Origin of the sequence: Thiocapsa sp. (assembly GCF_011390875.1) — a bacterium.
Lineage (GTDB): Bacteria > Pseudomonadota > Gammaproteobacteria > Chromatiales > Chromatiaceae > Thiocapsa.
Genome location: NZ_JAABRP010000074.1, coordinates 1 through 17,998, shown reverse-complemented (window position 1 = coordinate 17,998; position 17,998 = coordinate 1). Strand labels below are relative to the sequence as shown.

The 17,998-nt window shown below is 65.0% G+C and carries 18 protein-coding genes and 1 pseudogene; 7 read left to right on the top strand and 12 right to left on the bottom strand.

The window, feature by feature from the left end; genetic code table 11:
• From GPT33_RS08170 to GPT33_RS08130, 9 genes are all read right to left on the bottom strand, one after another.
• A partial coding sequence (locus GPT33_RS08170; protein WP_296807201.1) for a ferritin-like domain-containing protein occupies window positions 1-352 on the bottom strand: 352 nt, incomplete at its 3' end.
• A 53-nt stretch (window positions 353-405) separates the two neighbouring features.
• Entirely contained in the window at window positions 406-714 is a 309-nt protein-coding gene (locus GPT33_RS08165) for a BMC domain-containing protein (protein ID WP_093036077.1), read from the bottom strand.
• Window positions 715-846: 132 nt separating this feature from the next.
• Window positions 847-1,152, bottom strand: a complete 306-nt coding sequence (locus tag GPT33_RS08160; protein WP_007195590.1) for a BMC domain-containing protein — start codon at window positions 1,150-1,152, stop codon at window positions 847-849.
• Window positions 1,153-1,274: 122 nt separating this feature from the next.
• Window positions 1,275-1,571: a carboxysome peptide B gene (locus GPT33_RS08155; RefSeq protein WP_296807196.1), complete on the bottom strand. Its 297-nt coding sequence runs from the start codon at window positions 1,569-1,571 to the stop codon at window positions 1,275-1,277.
• Window positions 1,571-1,846, bottom strand: a complete 276-nt coding sequence (locus GPT33_RS08150; RefSeq protein WP_296807193.1) for a carboxysome peptide A — start codon at window positions 1,844-1,846, stop codon at window positions 1,571-1,573. Before GPT33_RS08150 ends, GPT33_RS08155 begins: the two co-directional genes overlap by 1 nt.
• The gene (locus tag GPT33_RS08145; protein ID WP_296807190.1) at window positions 1,846-3,552 is read right to left on the bottom strand and encodes a carboxysome shell carbonic anhydrase; all 1,707 of its coding nucleotides are present in this window, start codon (window positions 3,550-3,552) and stop codon (window positions 1,846-1,848) included. Before GPT33_RS08145 ends, GPT33_RS08150 begins: the two co-directional genes overlap by 1 nt.
• 90 nt (window positions 3,553-3,642) lie before the next feature.
• A complete protein-coding gene (locus GPT33_RS08140) occupies window positions 3,643-5,619 on the bottom strand; it encodes a CsoS2 family carboxysome shell protein (RefSeq protein ID WP_296807188.1) in 1,977 nt (658 codons plus the stop codon).
• Window positions 5,620-6,294: 675 nt separating this feature from the next.
• On the bottom strand, window positions 6,295-6,639 hold the full coding sequence (locus GPT33_RS08135) for a ribulose bisphosphate carboxylase small subunit (protein ID WP_296807185.1): 345 nt from the start codon (window positions 6,637-6,639) through the stop codon (window positions 6,295-6,297).
• Between the two features lie 217 nt (window positions 6,640-6,856).
• Complete coding sequence (locus GPT33_RS08130) at window positions 6,857-8,272, bottom strand: form I ribulose bisphosphate carboxylase large subunit (protein ID WP_093187727.1); 1,416 nt, start codon at window positions 8,270-8,272, stop codon at window positions 6,857-6,859.
• Window positions 8,273-8,573: 301 nt separating this feature from the next.
• Here GPT33_RS08130 and GPT33_RS08125 point away from each other — a divergent pair, with 301 nt between their 5' ends.
• Both GPT33_RS08125 and GPT33_RS08120 read left to right on the top strand, forming a co-directional pair.
• Window positions 8,574-10,238, top strand: coding sequence for a SulP family inorganic anion transporter (locus tag GPT33_RS08125; RefSeq protein WP_296807180.1), 1,665 nt, complete (start codon window positions 8,574-8,576; stop codon window positions 10,236-10,238).
• A gap of 109 nt (window positions 10,239-10,347) precedes the next feature.
• Window positions 10,348-11,394, top strand: a complete 1,047-nt coding sequence (locus tag GPT33_RS08120; RefSeq protein WP_296807177.1) for a cyclopropane-fatty-acyl-phospholipid synthase family protein — start codon at window positions 10,348-10,350, stop codon at window positions 11,392-11,394.
• A gap of 65 nt (window positions 11,395-11,459) precedes the next feature.
• Here the strand turns inward: GPT33_RS08120 and GPT33_RS08115 are convergent, their stop codons facing one another.
• On the bottom strand, window positions 11,460-11,660 hold the full coding sequence (locus tag GPT33_RS08115) for a DUF2892 domain-containing protein (protein ID WP_296807174.1): 201 nt from the start codon (window positions 11,658-11,660) through the stop codon (window positions 11,460-11,462).
• Between the two features lie 279 nt (window positions 11,661-11,939).
• On the opposite strand from GPT33_RS08115, the gene GPT33_RS08110 reads away from it, so the two are divergent.
• Window positions 11,940-12,509 (top strand): Sua5/YciO/YrdC/YwlC family protein, encoded by a 570-nt coding sequence (locus tag GPT33_RS08110; RefSeq protein ID WP_296807172.1) that lies wholly within the window; start codon window positions 11,940-11,942, stop codon window positions 12,507-12,509.
• A gap of 64 nt (window positions 12,510-12,573) precedes the next feature.
• On the opposite strand, the gene GPT33_RS08105 is transcribed toward GPT33_RS08110, so the two are convergent.
• Both GPT33_RS08105 and nhaD read right to left on the bottom strand, forming a co-directional pair.
• Window positions 12,574-13,119: a thermonuclease family protein gene (locus GPT33_RS08105; protein ID WP_296807170.1), complete on the bottom strand. Its 546-nt coding sequence runs from the start codon at window positions 13,117-13,119 to the stop codon at window positions 12,574-12,576.
• 27 nt (window positions 13,120-13,146) lie between these two features.
• On the bottom strand, window positions 13,147-14,631 hold the full coding sequence (gene nhaD / locus GPT33_RS08100; RefSeq protein ID WP_296807204.1) for a sodium:proton antiporter NhaD: 1,485 nt from the start codon (window positions 14,629-14,631) through the stop codon (window positions 13,147-13,149).
• Between the two features lie 202 nt (window positions 14,632-14,833).
• Here nhaD and GPT33_RS08095 point away from each other — a divergent pair, with 202 nt between their 5' ends.
• The 4 genes and pseudogenes from GPT33_RS08095 to GPT33_RS08080 form a co-directional block, all read left to right on the top strand.
• The gene (locus GPT33_RS08095; RefSeq protein WP_296807166.1) at window positions 14,834-15,337 is read left to right on the top strand and encodes an acyl-CoA thioesterase; all 504 of its coding nucleotides are present in this window, start codon (window positions 14,834-14,836) and stop codon (window positions 15,335-15,337) included.
• A gap of 514 nt (window positions 15,338-15,851) precedes the next feature.
• Complete coding sequence (locus GPT33_RS08090; RefSeq protein ID WP_296807163.1) at window positions 15,852-16,586, top strand: serine protease; 735 nt, start codon at window positions 15,852-15,854, stop codon at window positions 16,584-16,586.
• Between the two features lie 229 nt (window positions 16,587-16,815).
• A complete protein-coding gene (locus GPT33_RS08085; RefSeq protein WP_296807160.1) occupies window positions 16,816-17,628 on the top strand; it encodes a transglutaminase family protein in 813 nt (270 codons plus the stop codon).
• Window positions 17,625-17,998: pseudogene (locus GPT33_RS08080) on the top strand (peptidase); the annotation flags it as partial. The gene GPT33_RS08085 and the pseudogene GPT33_RS08080, both read left to right, overlap by 4 nt.

Below are 17,998 nucleotides of genomic sequence, written 5' to 3'. Positions count from 1 at the left end.
CCCGATCCCCGATCCGACGGCAGAAGATCACGGCCTCCCGATAGAGGGCAACGATCTCGGCTTCGAGCACCGCATCCTGCCGCAGCAGGTCGACCAGGTTGCGTGCGACGCCGGCGGGGCGCAGGTGCGAACCATTCGGTGCCACACCCAGCGCCAACATCCGTTGGATGATGCGCTCGGCATGCTGCATCTCTTCGACCGTTTCCTCGCGCAGACGTACCGCCGCCTCGGGTAGACCCCAGGCCTCGGCGAGCGAGGCCTGGGTCATGTACTGCTGGACTGCGGACAGCTCCAAGCTCAAGGCACGACCGAGATAGCCAAGGGTACGAGGATGAATGCGTGCGTTTCTCATGCTTCAACACCCTTGCCGCCGGAATCGAGCGGCTCGTGGCTGACGCCGCTCGATCAGTCGGCCGCTGCCGGCAGGGTCCGGTTCAGGATCGGCTCGACCTCACGGTGCGGACGGGCGATGATGTGCGCAGCGACCAGACCGTCGCCTACACGCTCGCAGGCATCCGCGCCGGCACGTACCGCGGCGTTCACCGCACCCGTTTCGCCGCGCACCAGCACGGTCACGTAGCCGCCGCCGACGAACTCGCGTCCGATCAGGCGCACCTCGGCGGCCTTGGTCATGGCGTCCGCCGCTTCGATCGCGGGCACCAGCCCGCGCGTTTCGATCATCCCCAATGCGATACCGTAGCTTTCACTGGCCATCTGTGCTCTCCAATCGTTAAGTGTCGTGTTGATGAGGGGGGCGATTCGCTTTCGTTGGCCTCAGGCTTCCAGCCTCCAGCTATCAGCCTTCAGCCTTCAGTTGTCGGCTCATCGCTTATTGCTGGTCTGTATTCAGTCGACGGCCGGGCCGCCGACGGGCAGGATCGGCTCGACCTCGCGGTGCGGGCGGGCGATGATGTGCGCCGCCACCAGGCCATCGCCGACGCGCTCGCAGGCGTCGGCACCGGCACGCACGGCGGCGTTGACCGCGCCCGTTTCGCCGCGTACCAGCACGGTCACGTAGCCTCCGCCGACGAACTCGCGTCCGATCAGGCGCACCTCGGCGGCCTTGGTCATGGCGTCCGCCGCTTCGATCGCGGGGACCAGTCCGCGGGTCTCGATCATCCCGAGCGCGATTCCGAATTTGTCGCTTGCCATCGTTCGTGTCTCCTCTGTGTACCAAGTCGCCGCGGGCGATGCTGCCCGACCATCTTCAATCCAAATTCAAAGCCCATCGTCGATGCCGACCGAGCCGGGCGATCCCGGCCGGATGCAGTCCCTTATGCCGCTTGGGCTGTGGCGACCGCGGTCGGCTCGACCGCCGCGGCTCGCTCGTCCTCCCAGTGATCGATGATCCCGCCGATCGTCAGGTCGGTGAGGATTCCGGCGTCCCCCATCGCGTACCGGGCGGCCGATCCGCTGACCACAAAGACCCAGTCTCCAGGGCGGGCATCCACCGGGTCGGTCGCGACGTATTGCTTGCCTTTCGTATCCTGCAGCAGCCGCAGATCCCAATGTCCGAGCCCGGTGATGCGATGCGTGCAGACCAGCGAGCCGACGACCTGCCTGATCTCCATCAGCCTGTACCTCGCGGCCCGGCACCGCCTGTCTCGGGCGGCCAATGATCGATAATGCCGACGATGGTCAGATCGCTCGGATACTCCTTGCTCCCGGCCGCCTCGCGCGCCGCGGAGCTGCCGACACAGATCACCCAGTCGCCGGGCACGCAGCCGACCGCATCGACCGCGACCTGCTGTGTGCTCCCGTCTCGCACCACCAAGAGGTGCTTGTGCTCGAACCCCGGAATCCGGTTGGTCGAGACCAGTGGACGCTCCACCTGACAGATCTTCATCAGTGGCCTCCCGCCGTCGGGGCGGTCAGCGAGCATCCGACGACCTCGATGCCGGCTCCCGCGTCGCTGTCGCGCACGACGAGCAGTCGGTGCAGCAGCCCCCGGTCAGCCAGATCGGCGAAGCGGTCGGCGAGCGCGGCATCGAGCCGTCGACAGCGTGTCACGGCGCGCTCGCGCGCACCCGGCACCCCGCCGTGATAATCGAAGCGGATGACGATCGGGATCGGCAACCCGCGCGAGACATTGAGCCCGCCGAAGATCTTGCGTCCGACGTCCAGATCCGCGGCGCCTTCCTCAACCGTGTACAGATAGGCGAAGTAAGTCAGGTTGCGCAGCTGGATCTCCTCGAACCCGATGCCTACGCCCATGAAGCGCTCGGCGTGACCCACATCCGCATAATGTCCGCCGTGCACTTGGCGCACGTAGTCGATCTGCGACAGGTTGTTCTCGATCAGTCGTGCGACCAACCGCAGCATGCCCGGATCCGCGGTTGCCGGCGCGTGCGCCTTGACCAGCTCGGCGACCCGCGCACGTGCTGCCGTCGGCTCCAGGTCACGCGTGATCGCGTGGACCTTGATCGCATCGACCGACCCCGTCAGATCCATGTGGCCCTGTCCGTCGGGCACGTGGACTCGGATCGCGTCCGTGTCCGTATCCAAGCCGATCAACAGCAGTGCCACCGAGGCACCGCAGCAGAAACCGTTCTCGACCGATTGGCGGAAGGCCAAGAGTCGGTCCAAGGCGGCCTGTGCCGCCGCCGCATCGTCCGAACCGTGAGCGGCGCAGCCCTGATGACGCGGATCCACCGAGCTGTAGTGATAGATCACCGTCTTCAGATAACGGGTCGGCGCATCCGCGGTGTTCGGTACGCCTTCGCGGAACCGACCGAGCTCGACCTCGCCCCACTTGGAGACCGTGTTCTCGACATCGAACAGCCCGCCGGCGTACGGCTTGCGCCGCACCGCGCCGAACGGCAGACGCAGCACGTAGCTGACGGCGTGCGCCAGGCGTCCGTCCGCACAGGGCGTGACGTCCAGCTGATGGAAGCCGCAGTCCTGGAGAAAACGGTCGAACTCTCGAATCTCGCGTCCGCCGAGCGGGTCGTTCGCGAAGAAGTCATCCGCCATTCGACGGTAGGTCTCGAACACGCACCACGCGAACAGACGCCGTAGATCGAGCTGAGTCACCCAAGCATCCGCGAGCATGTGCTCAGGCAGATCGAAGTCGAGCTCGGCCCGGGCGATCGACTGGGCCTTCGGCTCGAAGTCGGACTCGTGCTGCAGCGCCGAGATCTGCTTGAGCACGGGTACGATTCGGTCGAACGCCGTCTTGATCCGCTCCTCGTAACGCTGCAGCCGCATGTTGCCGTCGCGGTCGCTCAGCGGGTGTTGTGCGCTCGGGCCCCGAGCCGGTCGAGGCTCCGCTGCCGCAACCACGGACCGCTTGGTCTGACGTGCCGAGCGCTTGGCGGCTTCCGCACCGCCTGTTCGAGGCGACGGTCGCGGACGCATCCGCAGGCCCCGAGCCTTCGCCGTCGGCTCGGTCATGGCCGGTGTCGGCGCAGCCGATTCGGCCGTCATCGGCTCCTGCGTCGCCGCGGGCGCACCGGACCCGGACTCGCCTCGAACACGCGGGCGGTAGTCCGGTGCGGCGGGTGCGGATGCCCAGATCAGGCTCGCTCGGGTTGGACGGCGTTGTCTCGACATGACCTCGTTGTCTCGTCAGATTCCGGTGATGACTCGCGCACGATTCGGTGGGGCTGGCCGATCGCTCGTGCCAGCTGATCGTTCGGGGCCTTAGCCCCGTGCTCCACCCGAGTAGGTAATGAGCGAGCCGCGGTCCGTGTTGCCGCTGGCACCGGTCACACGACTCACCGGCGCCGGAAGCTCCTCGTTGCGCTTAGGCTTGACGGCGGCCATCGCGGCCATCGGCCCCGGGCGGGTCGGGTTGCGGCGCCGTGCCGAGGGACCCTCGGTCCCGGTGACACGCTCGCCTCGCTCCCAATCGTCACCCGTGATCTTGGTTCCCGCGGCTTGGCCCTCGCCCGTTACCCGGGAGCGAACGGCTGCGGTTGCCGTGTCGGTTTCCGCCGTCTCGGCGGGCACCATCTGCAGGAGGTTGCCCGGCACGGACGCCCCACGGTCGAAGCGAAATTGCTCAGTGCCCGTGATTTTGCCCGTGCCCATCCCGAAAGGGCCGGTAATCCGCCCCTCCTGCTCGTAGAGCGTGCCCGTCACACTGCTTCCCTGGCTCGCCTGAAACGCCTGCCGGGCCGGGGACTCGACGCTGAAGCTCTGCCAGGGCGCGGCCTCGATCGTCTGGGCGACCGGCTGGGGGAGCAGCTGAGGAAAGTCACTGTCACCGGGGCGTGCAGCGCTTCCGCAGGTCTCCTCGATCTGGTCGACACCGATGTAGGGCGTCCCGCTGACCTCCTCGCAAGCGCCCCGTGATGCACCCGTCATGGCCCCGCCGATCCCGGGCTGGATACCGGTCATGCGCGCCGCCATGGCGCTCGCCATCGGGCGCATCCGTTCGGCGATCATGCGCTGCTGTTCCGGGGCGCAATAGGCCGAAGCCTGTTCGAGTCCCGCATAGGGCGTACCGGTCACGGCCTTGCAGGTGCCGGGCTCGTCGCCGGTTACCCGACCCGAGCGACCGGTCTGGGTGCCGGAGACCGACAAACCTTTTTGGGTCGATGACAGCCCGACCTTGGGCGCCTCCAGCGGTGCCGGTTGGATGCCGCAGAATTCTTTGTACTGCTCGGCGCCGACATACTCGTCGCCGGTCACGAGCCGACAGGTGCCGGGCTCGTCACCTGTCAATTTGGTGCTGCGACCGACGCGGGTACCTGTCACGGAACCACCGCCGAGCGTCTGGGTCATGTCAACCTTCGGCGGCGCTTTTTTCAGTTGGGACACGTCGCCGTTGGCCGAAGACATGTACTGGCTGCCGGTCGGCTGGATCCCGGCACCGTGCTCGTTGCCCGTGACCTTGGCCGAAAGCCCCGGGACGACACCCGAGACGGCACGACCGCCGGTGGTCCGGCTCCGCCCGGTCTGTCGCGGGTTCGGCGGCAACTCGGTCCCACAGAACGCGCTCGCTTGTTCGGCCGACAGGTATTCCGTGCCGGTCACGGTCTTGCAGGTGCCGGGCTCGTCGCCTGTCACTCGGGTCGAGCGCCCCACCTCGTTGCCGGTCACGGCATTGCCGTGGCTCGTGCTGGTGACGCGAACCTTCGGGGCCGATTTCGGCGGCTCGGCCTGGCAGAATTCGCGGAAGATCTCGGCGCCCATATATTCGGTCCCCGTGACCTCGCGACACACGCTTGGCTCGTCTCCCGTCACCGAATGACTGCGCCCGACCCGGGTGCCGGTCACGAATTGGCCTTGGGCGGTCTCGCTCAGACCGACCTTCCAGGGTTGGTCCTGCGCCCCGCCGACCGGCCGCTCGCGTCCGGGCCTGACTCGACCTGTCACTTGGGCCTTGCGCGTCCCGGCAGCGCCCGCGGCGCTACGATGGGCGCGGACGGTCTGGGCGAGGTCGCGTCCGGACAGCTGAGGGTTGGCCTGCCGCGCGAGGCTTGCCGTCGTGGTCGGCGTGTTGACCGCGGCCTTGCCGCGCCCGGAGGTGGCAGAGCGTCGAGCGAGGGCCAGCATCCGCCCCGAGGGCTTCACGGCCGTGATGCGCTTGCCGTTGCGTCGAGACCCGTTGGTCGAGCTGCCGAGTGAAGATGCACCGCGGCGGTCCGACGAGAGCCGCGCTGCATTCGTCATCGAGCCGTGCTCGTCCGTCGGCTCCGGGTTCCCGCCACAGCCGCAGCCGCAGTCCTTTGCTGCGTCGCGCACGGCCTTTGCCGGCACTTTGGATGCAGGTGCGCGAGTCCGATCCCCCCTGCGATCCGCACGCTTGCCGGCCTTCGACAGCGCTTCGCGTCGAGCCCTGGCCTCCGCGCGGCTGGAGCCGGACGGAGACACCGGAGCCTGAACGCGCCGAACGGGCGAGGCGCCCCTGGACGTCGAAGGAACCGATTCGCCACCGCTCCAGCCTGTGCTCGACACCGATTCGGCCGTGGCCGCCGGAGAAGCCTGCGGCTGCGATGCCGCAGGGCGACGTACCGCAGCGGCGTCGGGCGTGCGGCTGCGCTCGGCCGCTCCGGCGGCAGCGCTGGTTCGTTTGCCCTGAGTGGACAAGGCACGGCGACGTGCCAGGGCCGCCTCGCGGCCGCTCGATCTCAGATTCGCTTTGCTGGGCATGGTCGTTCCCTTGGACGTGGAGCGCATGATCGGTGATGGCGACGGCGGGATGGACGCCTGACTCCGTTCGCATCACCGGCTCGGCGATCGCGCCGCCCGCTCGGTGTTGAAACACTGGATCTCGGGTGCTCGGCACCTCTCGGTCCGGCGGTGCCTGCACGCTCCGCCCGACCTCGACTGTCGTCGGCGATACGGTCAGCCGCGACCCTCGAACACCACGAAGCAGGAGCCCTGGCTCTGGGTGTAGTTGTCGTAGCCGGTCACACGGACATGGTGATCCGGATAGGAGCGATGGCATGCCTCGAGCTCGCTTACCACCTGGGCCAGATCGGTCACCCCGAAGAAGGGCAGCTTCCACATGGTCCAGTAGTGGTTCATGGACTTGCTGGGATGGATATGCTCGATACCCGGCGTCCAACCTTGCGCGATGATGTAGGCGATCTGGTCGAAGATCTCCTCTTGCGTCATCGGCGGCAGGAACCCGAAGGTCTCCAGGGTGAATTTGGTCTGGTAATCGCCCGTGGTGCTTTGGAATGGCATGGTTTCGGTCCTCGTTGTGCGAATGCGTTGGGTTCGAGTGAGTGGTTTGGATGCGTCAGCCTTCAGCTATCAGCTGCGCCTGGCCCGGGGTTGGGATCCGAGACAACCGCGTCGTTGTCGCAAAGCGATCGACAACGCGGCTAGAACGATTCCATCCGGCATCAACGAGCTAACAGCTAACAGCTAGTGGCAGCTCGCCGATGCCCGGCGGCTTCCCTCAACCCACGTCGAGCTTGTCGACGGTATCGAACTCGAACTTGATCTCTTTCCAGGTCTCCATCGCGATCGCCAGCTCCGGACTGTGCTTCGCCGCAGCGGTCATGATCTCGCGGGCTTCCTTCTCGAGCTCGCGCCCCTCGTTGCGGGCCTTCACGCAGGCCTCGAGGGCGACGCGGTTGGCGGCGGCACCGGCCGCGTTGCCCCAGGGATGCCCTTGGGTACCGCCACCGAACTGCAGGACCGAGTCGTCGCCGAAGATGGTCACCAGCGCCGGCATGTGCCAGACGTGAATACCGCCGGAGGCGACGGCGAAGACGCCGGGCATGGAGCCCCAATCCTGATCGAAGAAGATGCCGCGGGCACGGTCCTCGGGGATAAAGGATTCGCGCAGCAGGTCGACGAAGCCGAGTGTGGAGCCGCGGTCGCCCTCGAGCTTTCCGACGACCGTGCCGGTGTGCAGATGGTCGCCGCCCGACAGACGCAGGCATTTGGCCAGCACACGGAAGTGGATGCCGTGTTTGGGGTGACGGTCGATAACCGCGTGCATGGCACGATGGATGTGCAGCAGCATGCCGTTCTTGCGGCACCACTTGGCCAGACCTGTGTTGGCGGTGAAACCGCCGGTCAGGAAGTCGTGCATGATGATCGGCTGGCCCAGCTCCTTGGCGAACTCGGCGCGCTCGTACATCTGCTCCGGATCCGGAGCGGTGACGTTCAGATAGTGACCCTTGCGCTCGCCGGTCTCGGCCTGCGCGGCGGAAACGGCCTCGGCGACGAACTCGAAGCGGTTCTGCCAGCGCATGAAGGGCTGGGAGTTGACGTTCTCGTCGTCCTTGGTCAGGTCGAGGCCGCCGCGCAAGCACTCGTAAACCGCGCGACCGTAGTTCTTGGCCGACAGGCCGAGCTTGGGCTTGATGGTTGCGCCCAAGAGCGGACGACCGTACTTGTTGAGCTTGTCGCGCTCGACCTGGATTCCGCTCGGCGGTCCCATGCAGGTCTTCACGTAGGCGATGGGGAACCGGATGTCTTCCAGGCGCAGATGACGCAGCGCCTTGAATCCAAAAACGTTGCCGACAAGCGAGGTGAGGACGTTGACGACGGAGCCTTCCTCGAACAGATCGATCGGGTAGGCGATGAAGGCGTAAAAGGATTCTTTGTCGCCGGGCACGTCTTCGATGCGGTAGGCACGACCCTTGTAGAACTCAAGATCGGTCAGGAGCTCCGACCACACCGTACTCCAGGTCCCGGTCGAGGACTCTGCAGCCACGGCGGCGGCGACCTCTTCGCGCGGCACGCCGGGCTGGCCGGTGCATTTGAAACAGGCCAAGAGGTCCGTATCCAGAGGGACATAGTCCGGCGTCCAATACATGGCCCGGTATTCTTTTACACCGGCATCGTAGGTCTTCACGCTCATGGTCAGCTCCTGTGGTCTGTGCCTGATCCGCCTCGCCTGCGGAGGCCGTTTCGAACTCTGGGCACAACCTTACTGAAGGAATGGCATAGGAAATAGTCGATAATTTCTATCGATCAAATCAACAATAATCTATGAGACGTCGGCGAAGGAGACGGATCGTCCGGGCCAGGGACATGTTGGCGGTCTAGGGATAGGCTCTGACTCATAGATGAAAACCGATGAAAGGCTTAACAAACTTCGATTATCGCTGAATCGGACGGGTCCGGATACTGACTGTCGACATCAGGTACCGGAGTGACCCATGCGCGTTTTCAACGAGATCCGTTTCGACAATCTTCGCGGTGACCTCTTCGGTGGCGTGACCGCCGCCGTCATCGCACTGCCGATGGCGCTCGCGTTCGGGGTCGCGTCCGGGGCGGGCGCCGAGGCCGGACTCTACGGCGCGGTTCTGATCGGCCTGTTCGCCGCGCTGTTCGGCGGGACGCCGACACTCATCTCCGAGCCGACTGGCCCCATGACCGTGGTATTTACCGCGGTGATTGCCTCGCTGATCGCCGCCAATCCCGAGCAGGGTATGGCGATGGCCTTTACAGTGGTGATGCTCGCGGGTCTCTTTCAGATAGCGTTCGGGGCCATGAAGCTCGGGCGCTATGTCACCATGATGCCTTTTACCGTCATCTCCGGCTTCATGTCGGGAATCGGCATCATCCTCGTCATTCTTCAGTTGCCCGGATTGCTCGGACACGCGGCCCCGGGCGGCGGGGTGATCGGAACCTTGCAGGCGCTGCCCGAGCTGCTGGGGTCGATCGATCCGCGAGAGGCCGCCTTGGCGGCGATGACGCTCGCTGTCCTCTTTCTCATGCCGGAGCGCGTCAAGCGCATCCTGCCGCCGCAACTGGTCGTGTTGGTCGTGGGCACCCTGATCGCGGTCTACTGGTTGGGCGATCAGGACATACGGCGCATCGGCGAGATCCCGAGCGGACTGCCCTCCTTGCAGATGCCCGTGTTCAGCGCCGCGCAATGGCAGACCATTCTGATCGATGCGCTCGTCCTGGCGATGCTCGGCTCGGTCGACGCCCTGCTGACCTCCGTGATCGCAGGCAGTTTGACCCGCAAACAGGTGAACTCGGACAAGGAATTGTTGGGGCAGGGCGTGGGCAACCTGGCCTCGGGGTTGTTCGGAGGGCTGCCGGGCGCAGGAGCGACCATGGGTACGGTCGTGAATATACAGGCCGGCGGGCGGACGGCACTTTCGGGTCTCACTCGGGCGGCGATCCTGGCCGTGGTGGTGATCTGGGCAGGTGCCCTGACCGCGAACATTCCCTTGGCGGTCCTTGCGGGCATCGCCGTGAAGGTCGGTATCGACATCATCGACTGGAGCTTCCTCGCCCGCGCCCATCGCGTGTCGATGAAAGGCGCCTTGATTACCTACGGCGTGATCGTGATGACGGTGTTCGTCGATCTGATTACCGCCGTGGCGATCGGCCTCTTCGTCGCCAATGTCCTCACGATTCGACGTCTTGCCGACGTGCAGGAGGAGTCCGTCTGTGTTCTCCCGGCACGGCGCAAGCAAGACGAGGCTCCCTGCGCGGGTCTGTCGTGCGAGGAGCGCTCGCTACTCGCTCAAGGGCGCGGTCGGGTGAAGATCCTGTATCTCAGCGGCCCGCTGGTCTTCGGTGCCGCTGCCGCCATCAGTCGCCAGAGTCCGAAGCTCGAAGGCGCGCAGGCGGTCGTCATCGATCTGAGTCAGGTCCCGCACATGGGGGTGACGACCGCGGTTGCGGTGGAGTCGACGGTCCGCGACGCGCTCGCGCAAGGTCGTGCGGTCTATATGGCCGGTGTGCACGGCCAGCCGCGCGAGCGTCTGGAGCACCTTGGTTTGCGCGGCGCCATGCGCGAGGATCGGTGGGTCGAGGATCGTGAGTCTGCATTGAAGCTTGCGTTGGAGCAATTGCAGCCGCGGTAGCGTCGGGCCAGCAGGTCGGCAATTGTGCGCCGGTCCGGCTTGCCCTCGGGGCTCGTCGCCAATACCTCCGGGTCAACGCGGTATCACGGGACGAACGAGGATAACGAAGATGGTGCGTGCAACAGAGACGGCGATCCGCTGGGTCGAGCAAGGCAAGGTCCCCGACAGCGTGACGCGCAGCGGCATCCGTGCCTTGCTGCGCGGACGACTTGCGACCTTACCGACGGAGGATTGCGAGGCGGCGATGCGCGAGAAGAGCGACTTCATCGCCATGATGGACGCCTCTCCGATTGCTGAGGTGCCGGAGCGCGCGAACGAGCAGCACTACGAGCTGCCCGCCGACTTCTTCGACCTGGTGCTGGGTCCGCGTCGCAAGTACAGCTCTTGTTACTGGCCCGACAGCATCAAGTCGCTGGAAGAGGCGGAGGAGGCGTCCCTGGCGATCACGGCCGAGCGGGCCGGGATCCAAGACGGCGATCGAGTGCTGGAGCTGGGTTGCGGCTGGGGCGCCTTGAGTCTCTATTTGGCCGAACGGTTTCCGAGCTGTCGGATCACCGGCGTGTCGAACTCGAGCGGGCAGCGTGCCTTCATCGAGGCGGAGCGCGACCGACGGGGTCTGACGAATCTGGAGATCGTCACTTCGGACATGAACGATTTTCAAGCCGACGGCCAATTCGACCGAGTCGTGTCGCTCGAGATGTTCGAGCACATGCGCAACCATCGCAAGTTGTACGCGCGAGTGCGTGACTGGCTAAGGCCCGGCGGGCGCTTCTTGATGCACATCTTCGTCCATCGCGAGCATCCCTATCCCTTCGAGGACGTCGGCCCGAGCGACTGGATGAGTCACTACTTCTTCGCAGGCGGTATCATGCCGAGCGACGACCTGCCGCTGCACTTTCAGGAGGATCTCAAGCTGGTGGCGCGGTGGCGCTGGGATGGCCGGCATTACGAGCGCACGCTCAATGCCTGGCTGGAGCGGATGGATGCCGCGCGGGATCGCATCTGGCCGATTCTCGAAGAGACCTACGGCGGCGATCAAGCGGGGGTCTGGTGGATGCGCTGGCGGCTGTTCTTCATGGCCTGCGCGGAATTGTTTGGATATCGAAAGGGGCAGGAGTGGTACGTGAGCCACTACCTCTTCGAGCGCCCGGCCTAAGTCCGGCCCGCCGGTCACGGCCCGTGAAAGGCACGTGACCGGCGGGCCGGTCGTTGCGGCCTAGATCAGGCCTTGTCGTCCTTGTTGGTGTTGATGTTCAGCGGCATGTACGCGGGGCAGGTGCCGACCGCGCCGGTCGCAAGCACGACCAAGCCGATGATCGACAACAGCACCGTGTTGGTGACGATGCCCAGGAACACCAGCACACCGCCGGCAGCCAGACGGATGTTACGATCGGTCTTGCCAACATTTTTGATCAGGGTCATGAATTCAACTCCGTTATGTGAAAGGGGAAAAAAGATCGGGCGCGAACCAAGCTTCGCCGAGGGTGCGGGAATTCAGAGGCTAGCCCCGATGGATTCGTCGATGTGGCCCGGCCGCTCCTGCATCGGTTACCGTCGGCGGAAACGGAAACAGTATACCCGTTCCCGCGCTCAGGGTTCGTTGCGATCCGGCAACGCGTGCCGACGATCGCCGGGCGGTCGTGACCCTGCACGGGTCTCCGATGCCGATGTGGGATCCCCGGCGCTCCGCTTGGTTCCCCGATGACCTCGGCTTTTCTTCCGAGCCGGCGGCTTCGGCGTGCCGCCCGCATCATCGCGGGCGGTGGTGTGGTCGCGTATCCGACCGAGGCCGTGTTCGGCTTGGGGTGTGATCCCCGCAACGGCGATGCGGTCGCGCGGATTCTGAACATGAAGCGCCGTGATGTCGCCAAGGGATTGATCCTGATCGCCGCGGATTCGGGCCAGCTCGAACCCTTCGTCCTGCCGCTTGCTGCCGATCGAATGGCGGAGATTCGCGCCACCTGGCCAGGGCCGAATACCTGGTTGTTGCCGGCGCGCTTCGAGACACCGCGGTGGCTCACCGGGCGTTTCGACACCCTTGCGGTTCGAGTCACGGCACATCCGCTCGCCGCTGCACTCTGCCGCGCCTACGGCGGCGCCATCGTCTCCACGAGTGCGAATCAAGCCGGGCGACAACCGGCGAGAACGGCCTTGCGGGTACGCCTGGCGCTCGACGAGCTCCCGGATATGATCCTCGCCGGCGCTTGTGTCGGCTCCGATCAGCCGTCTTGTATCCGCGACGGGCGGACGGGCCGGATGTTGAGGGCCTGAGTGCGAAAAAATCCGCCGATCCGATACTTCGGCCTCACGACGCCGTTCGCCTCGTACCTGTACCTCAATGCCGATGCCGAAAGGTCCAAGGCGTCTGGTGTGTCCCCTGCGTGCCCCAGATTCCAACCGCCGCGGCGCGGGCCTTGCGTTCTGCGCGGAAGAACCGCGACTCTTCGCAATAGCGAGGATAGACAGCGGCCTGGCCCTGCTTGACCTGCTCGAGATTCAACGAGAGTCGTTCGCCGATTGCGTTGTAGACCTCCGCGACCGTCCGTCCGAACCGATCGGTCTCCACCGCCCGCATCTCGACTTGAGCCGCGGCGATTCGCTTCAGGTGCGCTCGGGAGCGATTGCCCCAAGGGGGCTGGCCTTTCTCGGGTGCATCGATACAGTACAGACGGACCTCGACGGGCTTGCCGCCGCAGTGCAGTCGGAGCGAATCTCCATCCAGCACCTGATCCAAGGTGCAAAGTCGACTCGACGCGGCGAATGACCAATCGATCGGGAGCAGACCCGGCCCCCAGCGTTCGATGACCCAAGCACCGGTCACGGCCAGCGCGATCAACAGGCTCGAGACGGCAGAACGCCGCCCTCGCCACCATCGCCTCATCGGCGCGCCCGCCGCGACATCCAGGCGTCAGCCATTGAGCCACAAATGCACGACGATGCTCGCGAAATACCCCAGGGCGATCTCGGGCGTCCATCGCAGATGCGCGAAAAAGGTATAGACGCCGCGGGCTTGTCCCATCAGTGCAACGCCGGCTGCCGACCCGATCGAGAGCAGTGAACCGCCGACGCCGGCGGTCAGGGTGACCAAGAGCCACTGTGCCTGGTCCATGTCCGGATTCATGGTCAGAACGGCGAACATGACCGGAATGTTGTCGACTACGGCCGATAGAAGACCGACAGCGACGTTGGCCGCGAGCGGTCCCCATTGCTCGTACATGACATCCGAGGCCATGCCCAGATACCCGATGAACCCGAGCCCGCCGACACAGAGCACGACGCCGTAAAAGAACAGCAGGGTGTCCCACTCGGCGCGTGCGACCTTGTTGAAGACATCGAAGGGGGTAATGTCGCCGATCTGATTCGCGCGCTCGCCGTTGCGCTGTTGCCAGCCGTGATGGCTCATCCGAAGGTAAAAGCCGAAGAATTGCAGATACCCGAGCCCGGTCAGCATCCCGATGACCGGCGGTAGATGCAGGAAGTTGTGGAAGGAGACCGCTGTTGCGATCGTCAGCAGGAACAGCAGGATGATCCTCCTGGCGCCGCGTCGCATGTGGACGTCGACCGGCGCCGTCTCGGCCTTGCGCTCGGCGGCTCGGTGGTACGAGAACGACACCCGTCGAGTCGGTTCCGACGGCACCATTTCAGGCTTGATGTCGGGCACGGCCTGGTGCATGAAGAAAGCGGGTACCAGGAAATTCACCAGCGCCGGGATAAAGAGATCGAAAAATCCGAAGAAATCGATGATGCCCTTCTGCCAGACCATCAGTGTCGTAATGTCGCCGAAGGGGCTGAAGGCCCCGCCCGCGTTCGCCGCGACCACGATGTTGATGCACGCCAGGGTCACGAAACGGGTGTTGTCGCCGCCGACGGCCATCACGACCGCGCACATCAAGAGCGCCGTGGTCAGGTTGTCCGCCACCGGCGAGATGACAAACGCCAGTCCGCCCGTCATCCAGAAGAGCGCACGTAGACCGAAGCCCTTGCGGATCAGCCAGGAGCGCAAGGCATCGAACACCTGGCGCTCCTGCATGGCGTTGATGTAGGTCATGGCCACCAGCAGGAAGAGCATCAGCTCCGAGTATTCGAGCAGGTTGTGCCGCACCGCCACTTCGGCCTCGTGTGTTAGACCGTTCTGGGAATAGACGTAGGCGATCAGCGCCCAGATGAGTCCGGCCGCGATGATGACCGGCTTGGACTTGCGCAGGTGCAGGAACTCCTCGGCCATCACCAGAATGTAGGCAACGACGAAGATGATCAGGGCCGCATAGCCGACGGAGTGCGCGGTCAAGTCGATCCACTGCCCGGACTCGCTCGCGAGAGACAGCCCTGGTATGAGAAGAGCCAAAAGACCCATGGAGGGCACAAGCAAAAGGCGTCCGGGGGCACGCATCATCATGAATCCTGCTGGGGTGGGGTTGGAGCCGCGGGCGAGCGCGTCGGTGTTAAAGTCGACCGCGCGGTCTATCCTCGAGCGTCTGCGTCGGCCGTCCTGCGCCGCAAGCGCCGTCGCGCGATGCGACAGGCCGCAAACCTCCGAGCGCCGACGGCTGTGCTCACGATACTAGCGGATTCTTCAAGCGCCAAGCGGGTTTTACATGGAACAACAACACAAGACATTGACCATGACCCTTCTGATGACACCCGACATGGCCAATTTTTCGGGCCATGTGCACGGCGGGGCGACCCTGCGGCTGCTCGATCAGGTCGCCTATGCCTGTGCCGCGCGCTATTCGAACCACTACGTGGTCACGCTTTCGGTCGACCAGGTCTTCTTCCGCCAGCCGCTGCGCGTGGGCGAGCTGGTCACCTGCCTGGCCTCGGTCAACTACACCGGCAACACCTCCATGGAGGTCGGGATCCGGGTCATCGCCGAGGACATCATCCACAAAACCACGCGCCATGCCATGACCTCATACTTCACCATGGTCGCAGTCGACGACCAAGGCCGTCCCGTGAAGGTGCCCGCGTTGCAGATCGAAACACCCAACGAGCGTCGCCGTTACGAGAGCGCCGCACTGAGGCGGGAATTCAGGCGCGAGATCGAGCGGCGCAACGACGAGATTCGGCAGATACATAAGAGCCGGTCGGGAAAGTCGTGAAAACCGCGTCCAACACGCATCGAGGGCGGCTAACCCGGCACTTCACCGACTCGGGGGAAAAACCGACACCGGGTCATAGCGCGAGCAAGAGGCATCGGGACATTCCGGGGCTCCCCGGTCTGCCGTTGACACAGTGCGTGAGCCCGCTTAGCCTTTGGCCATAGCCGTGCAGCCGGAACCCGGACGCATCGAGTCGACCGTGTTCCCGTTGCGTTTGTGATCTCATCCGACTGGACGACTCGATGGACTGCGGATGTGATGCTGTGCCGGGCCCGTAGCGATGGGCAGCCGCTCATGCCATCAATACCGGATGGTCGGCTTGACCCCGGACGGACTGTCGGAGGTTCACCCTTCGCCGGCAGAGGTGCGGCGTGGAGGGGTAAGACGCAAGTGTCGGCGCGCCCTCCTGGACGGCGATCAATTCACTGGGGCGCAAGGGATTTCGGCTCCACAAAAGTCGATCTTGACCCAACTCGTTCCTCCGTCTCGCATCGACTTGTGTTCTCCGATTGCCATGATCGAACCCCTCCTGCTGACGACTGCCCGCGTTTCGACCTTTTTCGGAAGCCAACGGCTCACCGGCGCGAGCGGGTTCTTCTTTGAGCGTGACACGCGCCTGTACTTGGTCACGAATCGGCATGTCCTGATCGACACACCGAGCCGTCACCTCCCGGATCGGATCGAGATCGAGGTTCACACCGACGCGGATAACCTGACGCGCTCGGCCGTCCTGTCGGTGCTGCTGTACCGTGACGGAAAGAGTATTTGGCATCAGGGGCAGGATGCCGCGGGCGAGATCGATGTCGCCGTGATCGAGCTGGACCGCGCGGCATTGCCGGCAGCGGTGGCGTTGCGGTGCTTCACACCGGCACATCTGGTGCACTCGCTGCAAGAGGTCGAGGTCGGTACGCCATTGCTGGTCGTGGGCTTTCCAATGGGCTTCCACGACACCCTGCACCACTTGCCGGTGGTGCGGCAGGCCGTGATCGCTTCATCGTTCGGCTTGCGCTTCCAAGGTCAGGGGTTCTTCCTCACCGATGCGCGAACGCATCGCGGCACCAGCGGCGCACCCGTCGTGATGCGGGACGCTGACGGGGATGAGCGATTACCGTGGAAACTGCTCGGCGTGCATTCCGCACGACTGGACATGAGCGGCGGGGACATGCGGGCCGAGGAGTCGCTGGGCCTGAACTGCGCATGGTACGCCGATATCCTGCTGACCCTCACCACCGGGAATCACGCGCGATAGCGGGTGCCGGAAAGGCGTGCTCGCCCAAAAAGGTGATCAAGCCTCCAACCGCAGTTGAGCAGCGCCCGGCCGAGCCAAAGGACGAGCCATAGCCGGGGTTGCGCCGCGCCCTGACTATTGCTGTTGAGCCCCTTGTGTACGCTGCCGAACAGACCTGCTGATGACATGAGCCCAGGATGTGACTCACGCGCCGTCCGAACGGCACGGCAGCACTGGAGCGGCGACAAAGATGCAGATTCGTGTCGGTTTCGAGATGGAGTACCGGTGTCCCTACCCGACACCGATGATCCTGGCGCTCAACATCCACTATTCGCGGGCATCCGACCTCGTGCGACCGGATCATCTCGTCACGCACCCCGCCGTGCCGATCACCGCATATCGCGACCAGTTCGGTAACTGGTGCAGCCGCCTGGTCGCACCGCCGGGGCGCTTCGTGCTCGGCACCGATGCGCTGATCAACGACACCGGTAAGCCCGACGTGGTCGCCCCGGGGGCCACCCAGACGCCGGTCGAGCACCTGCCGGAATCGACCCTGGCCTATCTTCTGGGCAGCCGCTATTGCGAGACGGATCTGCTGTCCGACATCGCCTGGCAGCAGTTCGGCGACGGGCCGACCGGCTGGGCCCGTGTGCAGGCGATCTGCGACTTCGTTCATCGGCACATCGAGTTCGGCTACGCGCATGCCCGTCGCACGCGCTCGGCCCGGGAGGCGTACGAGGAGGGACGGGGGGTTTGCCGCGACTATGCTCACCTGGCGATCACGTTCTGCCGTTGCATGAACATTCCCGCCCGGTACTGCACCGGTTATCTCGGCGATATGGGCACGGAGCAGCCCCACGGGACCATGGACTTCGCCGCCTGGTTCGAGGCCTTCCTCGGCGACCGCTGGTATACCTTCGATGCGCGCAACAACATGCCGCGCGTCGGCCGCGTACTCATCGCTCGGGGCCGCGACGCCTGCGACGTCGCCCTCGCGAGCACCTTCGGGCCAAACACCCTGGAGCGCTTCAAGGTCTGGGCCGACGAGGTCGTCGGGCCATGACCTACTGCGTCGGCGTCAAGCTCGACGAGGGCCTGATCTTCGCCAGCGACTCGCGCACGCATGCGGGTGTCGACAACTACGCCAGGTTCTGCAAGATGACGGTGTTCGATCGCCCCGGCGATCGGGTGCTGGTGCTGCTGAGCTCGGGCGGATTGGCCGCCACGCAGACGGTGATCAACCTGCTGCGCCGGCGCGCCGCCGGCGAAACGCCGCATATCCGGAGTGTCGACTCCATGTTCGACGTCGCCAATCTGGTGTCGGATGCGATGCGCGACATCGAGCGCCGCGACGGTCCCTTCCTGGAGAGCGGCGGCCTGAAGTTCAACGCGTCCTTCATCCTCGGCGGCCAGATCGCCGGTGAGGAGATACG

Excerpts from the sequence above, each read along its gene's own strand:
- GPT33_RS08165 (WP_093036077.1), bottom strand. The coding sequence starts at position 714 with ATGGCCAGTGAAAGCTACGGTATCGCATTGGGGATGATCGAAACGCGC.
- GPT33_RS08160 (WP_007195590.1), bottom strand. The coding sequence starts at position 1,152 with ATGGCAAGCGACAAATTCGGAATCGCGCTCGGGATGATCGAGACCCGC.
- GPT33_RS08155 (WP_296807196.1), bottom strand. The coding sequence starts at position 1,571 with ATGGAGATCAGGCAGGTCGTCGGCTCGCTGGTCTGCACGCATCGCATC.
- GPT33_RS08150 (WP_296807193.1), bottom strand. The coding sequence starts at position 1,846 with ATGAAGATCTGTCAGGTGGAGCGTCCACTGGTCTCGACCAACCGGATT.
- GPT33_RS08145 (WP_296807190.1), bottom strand. The coding sequence starts at position 3,552 with ATGTCGAGACAACGCCGTCCAACCCGAGCGAGCCTGATCTGGGCATCC.
- GPT33_RS08140 (WP_296807188.1), bottom strand. The coding sequence starts at position 5,619 with ATGACGAATGCAGCGCGGCTCTCGTCGGACCGCCGCGGTGCATCTTCA.
- GPT33_RS08135 (WP_296807185.1), bottom strand. The coding sequence starts at position 6,639 with ATGCCATTCCAAAGCACCACGGGCGATTACCAGACCAAATTCACCCTG.
- GPT33_RS08130 (WP_093187727.1), bottom strand. The coding sequence starts at position 8,272 with ATGAGCGTGAAGACCTACGATGCCGGTGTAAAAGAATACCGGGCCATG.
- GPT33_RS08125 (WP_296807180.1), top strand. The coding sequence starts at position 8,574 with ATGCGCGTTTTCAACGAGATCCGTTTCGACAATCTTCGCGGTGACCTC.
- GPT33_RS08120 (WP_296807177.1), top strand. The coding sequence starts at position 10,348 with ATGGTGCGTGCAACAGAGACGGCGATCCGCTGGGTCGAGCAAGGCAAG.
- GPT33_RS08115 (WP_296807174.1), bottom strand. The coding sequence starts at position 11,660 with ATGACCCTGATCAAAAATGTTGGCAAGACCGATCGTAACATCCGTCTG.
- GPT33_RS08110 (WP_296807172.1), top strand. The coding sequence starts at position 11,940 with ATGACCTCGGCTTTTCTTCCGAGCCGGCGGCTTCGGCGTGCCGCCCGC.
- GPT33_RS08105 (WP_296807170.1), bottom strand. The coding sequence starts at position 13,119 with ATGAGGCGATGGTGGCGAGGGCGGCGTTCTGCCGTCTCGAGCCTGTTG.
- nhaD (WP_296807204.1), bottom strand. The coding sequence starts at position 14,631 with ATGATGCGTGCCCCCGGACGCCTTTTGCTTGTGCCCTCCATGGGTCTT.
- GPT33_RS08095 (WP_296807166.1), top strand. The coding sequence starts at position 14,834 with ATGGAACAACAACACAAGACATTGACCATGACCCTTCTGATGACACCC.
- GPT33_RS08090 (WP_296807163.1), top strand. The coding sequence starts at position 15,852 with ATGATCGAACCCCTCCTGCTGACGACTGCCCGCGTTTCGACCTTTTTC.
- GPT33_RS08085 (WP_296807160.1), top strand. The coding sequence starts at position 16,816 with ATGCAGATTCGTGTCGGTTTCGAGATGGAGTACCGGTGTCCCTACCCG.